This is a genomic window from Glutamicibacter sp. NPDC087583 (genome assembly GCF_044743685.1).
Taxonomy (GTDB): domain Bacteria; phylum Actinomycetota; class Actinomycetes; order Actinomycetales; family Micrococcaceae; genus Glutamicibacter.
In genome coordinates this window covers 377796-391384 of the sequence record NZ_JBIUWY010000002.1, presented here as the reverse complement: position 1 = coordinate 391384, position 13589 = coordinate 377796, and the positions used below count along the sequence as shown (strand labels likewise).

Here is a 13589-nt window from a genome sequence, read left to right as displayed (position 1 = left end):
TGGATAATTGAAGACCCCTTTCGCATGGCTGGCTGAGCGAATCACGCTGGAACGTAGTTCGCTCAAGGCAGCTTCGCTATCGGCAATGATCGCAGCGATTCTGATTATTGTCGGCGGCGGTGTCGTTCGAGTCACCGGGTCAGGACTAGGCTGCCCCGACTGGCCAACCTGCACCGGCGGCTCCATCGCGCCAACCGCTGAAATGGGGATTCACGCGACCATCGAGTTCGTCAATCGGCTGCTCACCTTTGTCCTGTGCGCAGCGGTTGGTTGGGTCATCATTGCCGCCCGACTGCAACGCGAACCAGTTCCGGGCATCACCCGATGGGCGTGGTTCCAGTTCTGGCTTGTTGTGCTCAATGCGGTCATTGGCGGGATCACCGTCTGGGTGAAACTGAACCCCTACGTAGTTGCCGCCCATTTCCTGGCTGCAACCTTGCTGCTCACTGCCGCTGCGGCCACCTGGGACAAGGTGCAGAATCTGGGAAACGCCGGCTCAAAAGCCAGTACGGATTCGCTGAAGTCGCTGGGAACCTGGTTAGTTGTTCTCAGCGCCCTGCTCGTCATTATTGGCACCGGGGTGACCGGCTCAGGTCCGCATGCCGGAGACTCGGCCGAGGTCCCGCGGATGGGCTTCGACTGGCTGCAGATCACTCTCGTGCATGCCGCAGCAGCCGTGGGCGCACTGGTTGTTGCTTTGGTGATGTGGCGTCAAGCAAGAAAAGAACAAGTACCGGACGTGGCGCACAAAGCCAAGCTCTACCTCTGGGTATTGGCCGGACAGGGGCTGCTCGGAGCGATCCAGGCCATGATCAGCCTGCCAGAGCTGCTTGTGGTCGCCCACCTGGTTGGTGCTGCGCTGGTATGGATCGGTGCCGTGCGCGTTGGCCTGGCCTCCCATGCGCCGGGACGTGAAAGCCGGATCCAGGCCAGCTAGAGAAGATGGCCCTAGTAGTCCGGATCCTCAGGGAAATATGCGGGGTCCACTTCCGAGATGGGTTTCATCCAAAGCTGCGCGACCTCGTGCACCACGCACTGATGGACCAGATCCAAGAGTTCGCCGGTGTTTTCCGCAATCTGCTCAATGGGCAAGCGATAAATGATGATGCGCGCTGGGCGGATAGCCGAAGCTGATTTTGATGATGCAAGCGGCACCCGCTCGCCCAGTGCAGCAGCCTGTTCCAGCAGCTTGTCACTGGGCACCGGATCAATCAGGAAATCGATCTTTTCAATTTCTCCGGGCCAGCGTTCCGAGAGCCTTTGCGCACTGGCCATCACGGCATCATCAAATCGTTCCGGCCGTGAACGGTAAGCAGGAAGATGCATGGGCATCAGCGGGCCACGCCGCCCGCGTCCGTGGCGGTGGCGACGGGAACCGCTTGGCGGATCAGGCAACTTGGAGTTCATTAACTCAGCCTAGCGCTTGCGACACTGTGCCGGTGCCCATCAGCCCGCAAATGGGCGAAGATCCCAAGGATGTGCTGACCAGCCGAGTAGAATGGCAAACGTGAAAGGTCTTCGTCTTTGTTCTCGCCCAGCCTGCCGTGAAACGGCCCGCGCTACTCTTACCTACGTATACGCAGATTCAACTGCTGTTCTTGGGCCTTTGGCGACGTACCCGGAACCGCACTGCTATGACCTGTGCGCCCGCCATGCGAACCGTCTGACAGTTCCCAGCGGGTGGAGCCTGATCCGTGGCGCCATCCCAGATGTGCTTGAACCAGAAGATGAGCTGAACGCGTTGGTGAATGCCGTCCGCGATCGCGAACCAAAGGTTCGCGAACCTCGCCATGCATCGGATTCGCCCATTGATTCGGTCCGTCCCCGCGATATCCGTGCACAGCGCTTTGACACTCGCGTCCGCTTGGCTGTGCTCCCAGCTGGCGACGAAGAAGCCTAGACCTTCTTCTCGAAGAATTCTTGAACCTGCATCGGCACTTCGGCGGCATCTGCAGCACCTCTTTGTGTCCTAGCTGAAATCCAATTGTGGTGTGGTAATCCGTCAGATGACTCGCCTCGCTGGATATGCTAAAGGCGCGTGCGCCGTACTCGGCCCGTAAAGCAACCCCAAAACAGCACACCATCGCGCGAATTGCAGGAGGACTCCTCATGGCTGAGGCGGCGAAAAACCCCACTGGAGGGCAAGGAACTACGGGCCAGCCGGCACCGGCTGCCACTGGCAACATGCCAGGCCCACAGACCAGCCTGAGCCAAAAAGCTGAAGAGCTTACTGCGCGCCTGGAAAAGCACAAGAACCAGGCCCAGGCAAACGCCGCTGCCCAAAAGGAAGAAGCCCGCAAAGAGGCCATCCGCCGCGCGATGTCCGGCAAAACCGACGCCGAGACCAAGAACCCAACTGCAGCTCCTGCAGCCAAGGCGCAGCCTGCCCCCGTGAAGCCAGCGGCAGACAAGCCTGCCGCGACCCCTGCGGCCAAGCCAGCTGAGGCCAAGCCTGCTGCGGCCAAAGCCCCGGCAACCAAGCAGCCGGTCAAGCCAGCGCCCGGCAAGCCCGAGGCGTCCAAGAAGGCAGCCGCCAAGCCAGTTGCGGCCAAACCTGCGGCCGCGAAGCCTGCCGCCAAGGCGCCCGCTGCGAAGCCGGCCGCTAAAGAGCCAGTAGAAGATGTCATTCGCGCCATCAAGCTGCCGCACGAAATCGAAGCTGAGAAGCAGGTGCAAAACGAAGCCGCCGCCGGTGCCGGAAAGTCCGCTGAGCCGCAAGCCAGCGAGAAGGCAACCACCGCGCAAAGCGTGCCACCGGTGTCTGCTGCTCCGAAGACCGGATCCCTGCCAACAACAAAAGCTGCCGTTGCCCAAGCACGCAACCGCGTCTTTGGCAGCTACGCGCCAGAACCGGAACCTTCCGAAGCGGCCGTGAAGCGCAGGGTTGCGCGCGAACGGGCACTGAACTCGAAGCCGGCCCTGGGCCGTACTGCCCAGGTGATCGTGGCTCTGGTCTTCCCGCTGCTGACCTTGATCGCTGCCATCCGTTTGGTTGCCACGCCGGCTTTCCTGGCCCTGTCCTACGGCCGCCCTGGATTCCCGAGCGATTCCTTTGGTTTCACCGATTCTGAACGCCTGACCTACGGCAGCTACGGTGTGGATTACCTGAACAACTTTGCCGGCCCCGAATACTTGGCAGGCCTGAAGCTTTCCACCGGTTCAAGCATGTTCACCGAAGGGGAAGTCCAGCACATGGTGGACGTGAAGAACCTCATCGGGTTCGCCTATATCCTCGGAGCTGTTCTAGCGGTCATCTTGATCATCGGTGTTTGGTACCTCGCCAAGCGCTATGCAGGCGGCGTACGGCGTGCATTGTTCTCGGGAGCGATCTTGGCCTTGGCGGGCATTGCTGCGCTTGCCGTCTCCGCGATTGTGGGATGGGACAATTTCTTCACCCAGTTCCATGCCCTCTTCTTCTCCGACGGCACCTGGACCTTCAACGTCAGCGATACGCTGATCCGCCTGTACCCAGAGCAGTACTGGCTCGATAGCGCCATCGGTATCGCCGTGCTGGTGCTGGCCACGATCGTCGCTGTGTTGATCAGTTGCTGGCCAACCGGCCGCCGCCGTGAGGCGGCCCGGCTGCGCCAGGAGGCCCGTGCGTTCGGCATTGGCAACTAGCTGGCACAAGGCTTAAAGCACTGGGGGAGCAGTTCATGGTGAACTGCTCCCCATTGCTTTACCCAGTGGGAATTACTGGCGGTAGAGGGCTTCCACGCGGCCTTCGAATTCTTCGAGAACGCTCTGGCGCTTGAGCTTCAACGAGTTGGTCAGGTGCCCGGACGCTTCGGTGAATTCCTCTTCCAGGACCACGAACTTGCGAATGGACTCAGCCTTGGAAACGGTCAAGTTAGCGGTATCCACGTAGCTCTGGACCTCGGCGATCACTGCTGGGTTGACCGCCGCCTCAGCCAGGGTCATGGCTCCAAGCCCCTTGGCCTTGGACCACAGCACCAGTTCTTCGGGATCCAGGGTCATCATGGCCGTAATGAATGGGCGCTGTTCGCCAGCCAGTACGCACTGGGAGACGATGCGTCCGGCGCGGACCATCTCTTCCAACGGGCCAGGGGAGACGTTCTTGCCGCCGGCGGTGACGATCAGTTCCTTCTTGCGGCCAGTGACCTGGAGGAATCCTCCATCATCCAGGACACCGGTATCACCAGTCTTGAAATAGCCGTCTTCATCGAAGACTTCAGCCGTGGCGGCAGGGTTGTTGTGATAGCTTGCAAAAACCCCAATGCCCTTGACCAGGATTTCACCGTCATCAGCGATCCTGATGGAGGTGCCGGGAAGCGGACGACCCACGGTGCCCACGCGGATTCGTGATGCTTGATTCACGGTGGCTGGGGCGGTGGTTTCGGTCAGGCCGTAGCCTTCGAGCAGTTCAATGCCAGCGCCGCGGAAGAAATGCGCCAAGTCCGGGTTCAATGCACTGGCTCCGGAAATCGCGTAACCGCAGTGGCCGCCAAAGACGGCCTGCAACTTCGGGTAGAGGACCTTGCTGAACAAGGCGTGGCGGGCACGCAGGCCCAAGGGCATGCGAGTCTTGAGGCCACGCGCACGCGCATCACGGATCTTGGAAACCTCGATGGCTGCCAGTTCTGCCTTGAGGAACAGCTCGGCCTTGCCGCCACGCTCGGCTGTGGCCAAAGCGGTGGTGCGAATTTTCTCGAAGACGCGCGGCACGGCCAGCAGGAAGCCGGGCTTGACCGCGGACATGTCCTCGACCAGATTGGCCATGGAACTGGAATGCGCAATCACCGATCCGCCGTGGATGCAGGTCTGCTGGACGGCACGAGCCAATACGTGGGCCAGCGGCAGGAACATCAGCGTTCGGCGCTCTTCACCGAGCACTTCGAGCATATGGCCGGCCAGATTATGCGCCACCATGGCAAAGTTCGAGTGGGTCATGTTGCAACCCTTGGGACGCCCGGTGGTACCCGAGGTGTAGACCATCGTGGCCACGTCCTGGAGGGTCATGGAAGCACGGCGGGATTCGACCAGCTGCTCATCGACTTGGTTGGCAGGAACCATCAGCTGATGCAGGCCAGCGGAGGGAATAAGCGTCTTGTCCGCCGTGTCGGAGCCTTCAAAGATGTGGGTGCGAACCGGTTCGCCCAGCTGAGCCGCCGCCTGGCGGACGTTGGCGCGCAGCTCGTGGTTTTCGGCGAAAACCACGCGCGCACCGGAGTCGCGCAGGATCCATTCGATCTGGAAGGCGCTGGAAGTTTCGTAGATGGGGACCGTCACGCCTCCGGCGAACCACACCGCTTCCTCTGCCAAAGCCCATTCATAGCGGGTACGGGAAATAATGGCGACCTTGTCACCGGGCTGCAGCCCATCATTGATCAGCGCCATTGCCAGGCGCTTGACATCAATGAGGAAATCACCGGCACTGAGATCATGCCAGGTGCCGTCGCGCTGCACGCTGAACAGTGGTCGTTGCGCCCCACGTGCTACGCGATCAAGGAGTAGGCTCGTCGTGTTTACTTCTGGTGCTAGATCAGTGAGTAGCTCGACGGTTACTTCTTGCATTGAAGAATTGTCCTTTGGGATTCGATGGTCGTCTTAGTGGCCTATTTCATGGAAGCAGGTGGCCAAGCCACGGGCAGCCTAGCCCCAGCTGGGGAGCCACACGTGCAAGCGCCAGTAGTCATCCGCGATCATTTCCCCACTCCATATCGGCCAGAAAAAGGCCGACGTGACTAGGAATAACGCCATGAATATGGTGAGTACGATGATGCGTGATCGGTGCGCGGCACTGGAATTAGGGTCGCGTGGAATGAACCTGCCAATCATATACGTCAACGCGAGCACCATGAACGGAACCAGTGGCAGGGTGTAGAAGAAGAACATTGTGCGTTCTGGGTACATCAGCCACGGCAGGAACCCGGCCGCCACCGATGAGAGGATCGCTCCGGCGCGCCAATCACGGGCGCCAATCCACCACAGAATCAGCAAGAACATGCTGATGGTGCAGGCCCACCACATCAACGGGTTAGGCAGGTCGGTAATAACCTCGGTGCAACGCTCCAGCCCGCAGCCGTTGGCGCCCTTGTCGTAGCCTTCGAAGTAGAACAGCACTGGACGTCCGGCGAAGGGCCACGTCCACGGCGAGGATTGCCAGCCATGCTCGGAGTCGAGCCCGGTATGGAATTCGTAGCCAGCCTGGTGATAATGCCACAAGGAACGCAACGGCGAGGGCAGCCAGCTAATGCCTTCGCCGGGATTCTCCTCGGCCCAATGGCGGTATCGGCCGCCCTGGGTGATCAGCCACCCGGTCCACGTGGACAAATAGGTCAGCAGCACCAGCGGCAGCATGGTGAAGAAGGAATAGATTCCGTCGCGGATGAATGCCGCCGACTGCCACTTGTGAACTCCTGCGGTGCGCCGCGCACCAAAGTCCCAAAGCACCGCCATGAGGCAGAATACAGCTACGAAGGACAGCGCCGACCATTTAATGCCAACTGCGCCACCGAGCATGATCGCTGCGATCAGCCGCCATGGGCGCCACCAGAGCATAGGGCCATGAACGAGCAGGAAGTCATCTGGCCGGTTACCCTCGGGCACTGAAAGCTTCCGGGCAAGCACGGTTCTGCCATGTATCCGGTCTTTGAGCAGGGCATAAAACGCGGCAATCACAAAGAACATCAAGAAGATGTCCAGCAACGCGGTGCGCGACATGACTATGGAATGGCCGTCGATGGCCATGAGCAAACCGGCGATGCCGGCAAGGACGTGGGAACCGAAGAGCAAGCGGGCGCACAGAGTGACTAGCAGGACCGAGAGGGTGCCGACGAGCGCTGTGGAAAAACGCCAGCCGAAGCCATTGAAATCACCGAAGAGGAGCATGCCCACGCCGATCAACCACTTGCCCAGCGGCGGGTGGACGACAAAAGAAGCTTCAGCTTCCAGCTGCGGGTCGCCCGCGATGAACTTCCCGTCGCTGTCGTCAGCCCATTCGCGCTCGTATCCGCTTTGCAGCATCGCGAAAGCGTCCTTGACGTAATAGGTTTCATCAAAGATCAGCAGGTGCGGGTGCGCCAGGTTGACGAAGCGCAAGAGGCCGGCAATCAGTGTCACGACCAGCGGAATGATCCATATCAGCGGGCCGCTGGGAGCCACCACAGGCAGGAGCCGCTGTTTCAGGCTCTCGAAAGTGAAGGCCTGTCGCGCCGAGCGTACGTGGCCAGAGTCCGGAGTGTCTAAAACCGAGGTGCCCATCACCAATTCATGCTACCGGGGGAAAGTCCAGAAAGTGGGCTTTTCCTGCGTCGCGTAGGCTTAAGAATGTGCAGAACTCAGATAATGAGGGCGTAATCGTCCTGGGAGCCACCCCGATTGGCAATTTGTCCGACGCCTCCCCGCGTCTGCGGGAGATTATGGCCAGTGCCGATATCATCGCCGCGGAGGACACCAGAAACTTCCACCACCTGGCCCATGCCCTGGGCATTAAAATCACTGCGAGGGTGATGAGCCTGCATGAGCACAACGAGGCTCACAAGCTCTCCGAGGTGATTGACCTGGCCGCCGAGGGCGCGACTGTGCTGGTGGTTTCCGATGCAGGAATGCCGGCGGTATCGGACCCCGGCTACCCATTGGTGGCCGCTGCCTTGAGTGCTGGCATCCGTGTCACCGCGGTACCGGGCCCTTCTGCGGTGCTCACCGCGCTGGCCCTGTCCGGATTGCCAACTGGCCGTTTCACCTTTGAAGGCTTCCTGCCGCGCAAGGCGGGGGAACGCCGCAAGCGCCTGGATTCCTTGCTCGCCGAAGATCGCACCATGGTGTTCTTCGAGGCTCCTCACCGGCTGAGCGACTTCCTGGATGCCGCTATCGAAGCATTTGGCCAAGACCGCCAGGCCGCCGTAGCCCGCGAGCTGACCAAGAAGTTTGAAGAGGTCCGTCGAGATTCACTGGCAAATCTGCGCGCATGGGCAGAAGATGGCGTACGCGGAGAAATTGTTGTGGTTGTCCACGGAGCCCCGGAAGCCGAGGCCGCATCCATCGAGGATTTGCTTCCCAAGGTTGCAGCCCTCGTGGAGGAAGGCATGCGCATGAAGCAGGCCGTGGCCGAAGTGGCCGAAAAATTCGGCGTGCAGAAACGCGAGCTTTATGAAGCTGTTTTGGCAGCACGTCACGAAGCGGGAAAATAGCCGAAGTCGCATAGGCTAAATGCACAATGAATGCTCGCGTTTATCGTGCAGACGGCAATTTACAGCCACCACCTGCCAGGAATAGCGTAGACATCAAAGACGATCAGTTTTCATTATTTTCTATCAGGAGATGCTCGTATGTCGATTACTGCCCAGCGCGAAGCGGAACTGCTTGCCAAGGTGCCAACCGGCCTATTGATTAATGGCGAATGGAGGGATGCCTCCGACGGTGGCACCTTCGACGTGCTCGACCCGGCTACCGGCGAGAAGCTGCTGACGCTGGCCAGTGCTACGAGCGAAGACGCAATGGCTGCACTGGATGCAGCTGACGCAGTCCAAGCCGAATGGGCACTGACCGCACCACGCGAACGCGCGGAGATCCTGCGCCGTGCTTTCGACCTTGTCACCGAGCGCAAGGATGACTTCGCGCTGCTGATGAGCCTGGAAATGGGCAAACCACTGGCCGAGGCCTATGGCGAAGTAACCTATGGCGCCGAATTCCTGCGCTGGTTCTCCGAAGAAGCCGTACGCCACTACGGCCGCTACCTCACCACCCCCGAGGGCAAGAACAAGGTCCTGGTCCAGCACAAGCCGGTTGGCCCATGCCTGCTGATCACCCCATGGAACTTCCCGCTGGCCATGGCTACCCGCAAGGTCGGCCCGGCAGTAGCGGCAGGCTGCACCATGGTGCTCAAACCAGCCAAGCTGACCCCGCTGACTTCCCAGCTTTTCGCAGCCACGATGATGGAAGCAGGCCTTCCAGCTGGTGTGCTGAACGTGGTCTCCGGCGCTTCGGCCTCGAAGATCTCCGGCCCGCTGATGCAAGATGACCGCCTGCGCAAGGTTTCCTTCACCGGCTCGACCCCGGTGGGCAAGCAGCTGATGAAGGACGCCGCAGACAAGGTCCTGCGCACCTCGATGGAGTTGGGTGGCAACGCACCATTCATCGTCTTCGAGGATGCCGATCTGGATGCTGCTGTCGAGGGCGCCATGGCAGCCAAGATGCGCAACATGGGCGAAGCCTGCACCGCTGCTAACCGCTTCCTGGTCCATGAGGACGTTGCCGAGGAATTCACCGCCAAGTTCGCTGCAGCGATGAAGGCCCTGAAGCCAGGACGCGGCACCGAAGCCGACACCACGGTAGGCCCGCTGGTCGAGGAAAAGGCCCGCGACGAAGTCCACTCGCTGGTTGAAGCCGCCGTCGCCGCCGGCGCGACTGCCATCACCGGCGGTGCGCCAGTTGACGGCCCGGGCTACTTCTACCAGCCAACCGTGCTGGCCAATGTCGCCAACGACGCCAAGATCCTGAGCCAGGAAATCTTCGGCCCAGTGGCACCAGTGACCACGTTCAAGGATGAGGCCCAGGCTATCAAGCTGGCCAACTCCACCGAATACGGTTTGGCTTCCTACATCTACTCGCAGGACTTCAACCGCATGTTCCGTGTTTCGGAGCAGATCGAATTCGGCCTGGTTGGATTCAACGCTGGCGTGATCTCCAACGCCGCGGCACCATTCGGTGGCGTGAAGCAGTCGGGCCTGGGCCGCGAAGGCGGCGCCGAAGGCCTGGAGGAATACACCACCGTGCAGTACATCGGCATTGCCGATCCTTACGCAGCCAAGAAGTAGATTCTCCAGCTCGCGCCAAGGCCCGACCGGATTCTTCCGGTCGGGCCTTGGCCGGTTAAACCGATGGCTACATGTCGATTCGCGTGGATTCTTCCGAGCGCGAATGACGCGGGTGCACCGAAGCAGGGAACAAGAATGCCCTGATTCGTTGGATAAAGGACAGCTCGCCGCGCAAATTGCCCTGGATCGCGTGCAAGGCGTCAAGCAGCGGAGCGGCATCATCAGCGCTGGGTTGCCTGTTGGCGTAGAAGCTCTCTTGGATGACAGTTTTCAGGGACTGCAAATCCTTGGCGACTTGGGGATGGTCTTCGCCCAGCCGGGTAGTGTAGTCACCGGCCGACTCGTGGCTGCCGGCCGGCCCCCGGTAATCGGCCCCAATAGCCTGCAGCTCGGCCAGCAGAGCTGGAGCGGCATCAGCGCCGCCACGGCGCACGCGTCCTAGCCGCTCCTCACGCAGGCGATGGCGACGCCACGGAGCAACTCCCAGTGCGAGGAAGGCCAGCAACAGGACCGCTGGCAACAGCCACACTGCCTTTGCGCCCTGGGTCCCAGAATCTGCGGACGGTGCCGGCGCAGAAGGCGCGGCGCTGGCCGGTAGGCTCGGGTTGCCGCGCTCGGTGGGCACTTGGGGTGCAGTGCTTTCTTGCGGGTTCGACGTAGGAGTTGGTTCCGGCGCGTAACTTGGCGAGTAGCCCCGACCCGGGGTGGGCTCGAACGGAATCCAACCCAGCCCGTTCAAATACAATTCTGGCCACGCGTGGGACTGTTTCCCGCTGACGGTATATCCGGTGAGCTCGGTACCTTCTTCCAGGCGCCGTTCCAGCATGCTCTGGGCGGTGTCCCCGGTGATTTCGAGAGTGTCTCCGCTGGCTTCACCGGGTGCATACCCCACGGCAATGCGCGAAGGGATTCCGGCTTCACGAGCCAGCAGGGCCATCGCCGAGGCGAAGTGCACGCAATACCCCTGGCGCCGGGCCAGGAATGCTTCGACAACTCGACGATTGGCCCCGTCGTAGCCTTCGCGCAGCGGGGTGCGTTCGGAGTACACGAAATTCCCGGAACGGAAGAAATGCTGCAAAGCCACGGCGGTATCAATGTCGTTGGCAGGCTTCCCCTTCTTGCCGAAAACCTCATCGAGGGTTTGCTGCAGCAACGGTTCCAATCCGTTGTCAGGATCCTGCGGAAGACGCAGGTATTCCTCGGGCAGCTGGTCGCTGGCGTCGACTCCCATGTGCCCGACATTGCGGACCATTTGCGTGCTGATGGCCAAATCCGCGTAGGCCACTGAAATGTCGTTGGTCGATGCCATGGCGTCGCCAGTGAGCCTAGCCACCGAGGTCTCGTAGGTCCAGTTCCAATCCCCGACGATGCCCTGCACGAAATAGGATTGGTTGGGCAACGGGAGGACCGGACTGCTGATGCCATCAGGCCAAGTCATTCGCAAGACTTCGTCGGTGCTGTTGAACGTGCTGAAATTCGTTGACACCGCGGAGGTGCCATCAAGCGTGTGCTGCATGGAGCTTTCGCTTGGTTCCCAGCGGTCTGCGGACAGATCCTTGATCACCTGAGTGCGCAGGTAAGGCGCTTCTTCTGCAGTTGTGTAGTAGTCCAGGATGGGAACACCGCTGTTCGAGCGGAGGTCTCTTCCGAGGTTGATCAGCGGATCGACATTGCTGGCCAGCAGATCACCCGAAGGACGTTGCCCCTCGGAGAACATGCCGCTGCGGAAACCAGGCATCCAGATGCTGGCCGCCAAGAGGGCACCGACACAGGCCATCACGCTGACACCCAGGATTCCCAGCGTCCTGGGCGTGGGAAGCATCACTTGGGAATGCTTGGAAGATGCAGGGGCAAAGAGATACGGAATCAGCGCAATATAGCCGAGCACTGCCGACAACAGCAGCGCGAGGTAGCCAATTCCGGCGCCTTCCTGCTTGAACAGCGACGCGATGATCGGTGCCAGAGACAAGGGAATGATGATCAGCATGGCCATGCGCCGCGAGCTGGCCAGCATTTCCACGATCAGGCTGATTGCCAAAGTGAAGCACAATACGCTGAAAGCCACAGAGCGGGAATTGGCTACCGGCGGCACTTGGGTAGCTAGCTGGATTCCCGCTTCACCAAGCACATTCCAGACCCATTGGGCGAGAGGCAAACCGTAGATGTTGCTTTCCCGGGCATCGCTGAGCGCAATGGATGCCACAGCGACGATTGCCGCAGCAGGAAGAGCACTCCAGCGCAAGCGGCGGACTGCGCGCAGCAGACCGGCGCACAGGTGCACGGCGAAGACCGGGAGGACCAAGGCCGGGAACCAGCTGGAGCCTTCAATGACCCCGGACAGCGAGGCGGCACCCGCTAATACAGCGACTGCAAGGCAGCAGGCAGCAGCAACCCGCACGAGCAGAAGCCGCATCGCGGGAGCCGAGCCAACGCTCGGATCCGGGTTGTCGGGAGTCGGGGCCAGAATGCTTGCCCCAGTACGGCCAGCGCTCATCATCCCCACATCTCGTCTATCGCCATATTGCCGGGAAGAATATGCACTTTCCAGCTGGTGCGAGCCAATTCAAGTTGTATCTGCCCATAGCGTTCAGGGTGGCTGACCAGCAGGAAAACCTCGACATTGCGCACGGTGCGCGAGAGCGTAGCCAGCCAAGCTGCCTGCGGCGCAGTGAGCTCTCCGAGGATCATGATGACCGGTTCTTCGCGGAACACCAAGAGCTCCTTGCGCAGGGTATTGCCCAGAATCTCGGAACCGTTGGCTTCAACTGTTCCGTTGGCCAAGGCCAGGTCCGAAGTTGCGGCATGGAAGTCTTCAAAACTGTTCAGCGCGCCGAGCTCGGAGACGCTTTGCGGGTCTCGTTGCGCCAACGAGGCCCCGGTGAGGTCCCGGAAGGCGAGCTGGTAGCCGCTAGTGGCATATCTCAGGCCGATGCTGCTGGCCAACGACAACGCATTTTCAAAGCGGCGGCTGCTGGTGAGTGCCTCCGCGTGAGCCTGCGGCAACGAGATCCTCAGATCCGATCCGCTGTGATTCCAATGCTCGAAGGAAGTGTCCAGGACCAGGAGCGCCTGCGCGGTTGCCACGTGGTTTTCCTGGCGGACCATGAGCTTTCCGTGCCGGGCACTGGCTTTCCAGTGCACCTGGCGGACGGAGTCGCCTTGCTGGTAGTCGCGCGTCGCGACATCGTAGTAGTCGGTGGTGGTGCTCCTGGAGAATTTCGCATCGCCAGTGAGCGTTCGTTCGCCGAGCGGGGCGAAACGATCCAAGCGGTGCAATTGGGAACGCACGGGGATCTGCAGGCTCGCTCCGGTGCGCACCATTCCCTGTATCAGCCCCAGAGGGTCCACGACTATTTGCTGGGCTGGTCCCACAAGGTGGATCCCGCGTGTGCGGAACACCAATTCGTATTCGATTGAACCCGGGGCCTGGAATCGTGGGCCGGGTCCGAAATCCTCCGGCAATTGTTCCTGGATGATGGAACGCTCAGCACACGACAAGCGGAACTTGCTGACCTCGCCAACGCTGGGAACCGCCGAGAGCAGCTCCCGGTGGATAATCGTGCGTCCGCGCAGGCGCAAGGCCAAACCCCAGTTCGCCAAAGCCAACGCCACCAGGGCCAGGCCCAAAGCCATCATTTCGTGCCGGCCCAGGAGATATGCCACGAACACCAGCAGGCCGCCAGCTCCGGCAGTGCACCAACCGCGCACGGTGAACAGGTCAAGGTGCCAACGCCGCAGGGCTGTCGCCGAATTTTCGGTGCGCGTCCAGGAGAGGGCATCGCGCGAATCGTAGCGGGGAATCTTCTCCAT

At 60.8% G+C, this 13589-nt stretch carries 10 protein-coding genes; 5 read left to right on the top strand and 5 right to left on the bottom strand.

The features are described 5' to 3' along the window. The first annotated feature begins 7 nt into the window (after positions 1-7). Positions 8-937 carry a heme A synthase gene (locus ACIOU9_RS07990; RefSeq protein WP_402696480.1) on the top strand — a complete coding sequence of 310 codons (930 nt, stop codon included), beginning with the start codon at positions 8-10 and terminating at the stop codon, positions 935-937. A gap of 11 nt (positions 938-948) precedes the next feature. Here ACIOU9_RS07990 and ACIOU9_RS07985 read toward each other — a convergent pair whose 3' ends face one another. Further along, the gene (locus ACIOU9_RS07985) at positions 949-1407 is read right to left on the bottom strand and encodes a metallopeptidase family protein (protein ID WP_105661721.1); all 459 of its coding nucleotides are present in this window, start codon (positions 1405-1407) and stop codon (positions 949-951) included. 91 nt (positions 1408-1498) lie between these two features. Here ACIOU9_RS07985 and ACIOU9_RS07980 point away from each other — a divergent pair, with 91 nt between their 5' ends. Together ACIOU9_RS07980 and ACIOU9_RS07975 are read left to right on the top strand one after the other, a co-directional pair. Further along, positions 1499-1900: a DUF3499 domain-containing protein gene (locus ACIOU9_RS07980; protein WP_402696479.1), complete on the top strand. Its 402-nt coding sequence runs from the start codon at positions 1499-1501 to the stop codon at positions 1898-1900. A gap of 284 nt (positions 1901-2184) precedes the next feature. Beyond that, positions 2185-3621, top strand: coding sequence for a TIGR01906 family membrane protein (locus ACIOU9_RS07975; protein WP_402696477.1), 1437 nt, complete (start codon positions 2185-2187; stop codon positions 3619-3621). Positions 3622-3693: 72 nt separating this feature from the next. On the opposite strand, the gene ACIOU9_RS07970 is transcribed toward ACIOU9_RS07975, so the two are convergent. Next, positions 3694-5535 (bottom strand): AMP-dependent synthetase/ligase, encoded by a 1842-nt coding sequence (locus ACIOU9_RS07970; protein WP_402696475.1) that lies wholly within the window; start codon positions 5533-5535, stop codon positions 3694-3696. Between the two features lie 78 nt (positions 5536-5613). Further along, entirely contained in the window at positions 5614-7224 is a 1611-nt protein-coding gene (locus ACIOU9_RS07965) for a dolichyl-phosphate-mannose--protein mannosyltransferase (RefSeq protein ID WP_105661724.1), read from the bottom strand. A 68-nt stretch (positions 7225-7292) separates the two neighbouring features. On the opposite strand from ACIOU9_RS07965, the gene rsmI reads away from it, so the two are divergent. Continuing rightward, positions 7293-8153: a 16S rRNA (cytidine(1402)-2'-O)-methyltransferase gene (gene rsmI, locus ACIOU9_RS07960; protein ID WP_105657475.1), complete on the top strand. Its 861-nt coding sequence runs from the start codon at positions 7293-7295 to the stop codon at positions 8151-8153. A gap of 138 nt (positions 8154-8291) precedes the next feature. Further along, positions 8292-9779, top strand: a complete 1488-nt coding sequence (locus ACIOU9_RS07955; RefSeq protein ID WP_105657476.1) for an NAD-dependent succinate-semialdehyde dehydrogenase — start codon at positions 8292-8294, stop codon at positions 9777-9779. A 67-nt stretch (positions 9780-9846) separates the two neighbouring features. Here the strand turns inward: ACIOU9_RS07955 and ACIOU9_RS07950 are convergent, their stop codons facing one another. Both ACIOU9_RS07950 and ACIOU9_RS07945 read right to left on the bottom strand, forming a co-directional pair. Next, on the bottom strand, positions 9847-12276 hold the full coding sequence (locus ACIOU9_RS07950) for a transglutaminaseTgpA domain-containing protein (protein ID WP_402696655.1): 2430 nt from the start codon (positions 12274-12276) through the stop codon (positions 9847-9849). After that, a complete protein-coding gene (locus ACIOU9_RS07945) occupies positions 12273-13589 on the bottom strand; it encodes a DUF58 domain-containing protein (RefSeq protein ID WP_105661726.1) in 1317 nt (438 codons plus the stop codon). The genes ACIOU9_RS07950 and ACIOU9_RS07945 overlap by 4 nt, the downstream gene beginning before the upstream one ends.

Coding starts and splice junctions, on each gene's coding strand:
- ACIOU9_RS07985 (WP_105661721.1), bottom strand. CDS start 1,407: ATGAACTCCAAGTTGCCTGATCCGCCAAGCGGTTCCCGTCGCCACCGC.
- ACIOU9_RS07980 (WP_402696479.1), top strand. CDS start 1,499: ATGGCAAACGTGAAAGGTCTTCGTCTTTGTTCTCGCCCAGCCTGCCGT.
- ACIOU9_RS07975 (WP_402696477.1), top strand. CDS start 2,185: ATGCCAGGCCCACAGACCAGCCTGAGCCAAAAAGCTGAAGAGCTTACT.
- ACIOU9_RS07970 (WP_402696475.1), bottom strand. CDS start 5,535: ATGCAAGAAGTAACCGTCGAGCTACTCACTGATCTAGCACCAGAAGTA.
- ACIOU9_RS07965 (WP_105661724.1), bottom strand. CDS start 7,224: ATGGGCACCTCGGTTTTAGACACTCCGGACTCTGGCCACGTACGCTCG.
- ACIOU9_RS07955 (WP_105657476.1), top strand. CDS start 8,292: ATGTCGATTACTGCCCAGCGCGAAGCGGAACTGCTTGCCAAGGTGCCA.
- ACIOU9_RS07950 (WP_402696655.1), bottom strand. CDS start 12,276: ATGATGAGCGCTGGCCGTACTGGGGCAAGCATTCTGGCCCCGACTCCC.
- ACIOU9_RS07945 (WP_105661726.1), bottom strand. CDS start 13,589: ATGGAGAAGATTCCCCGCTACGATTCGCGCGATGCCCTCTCCTGGACG.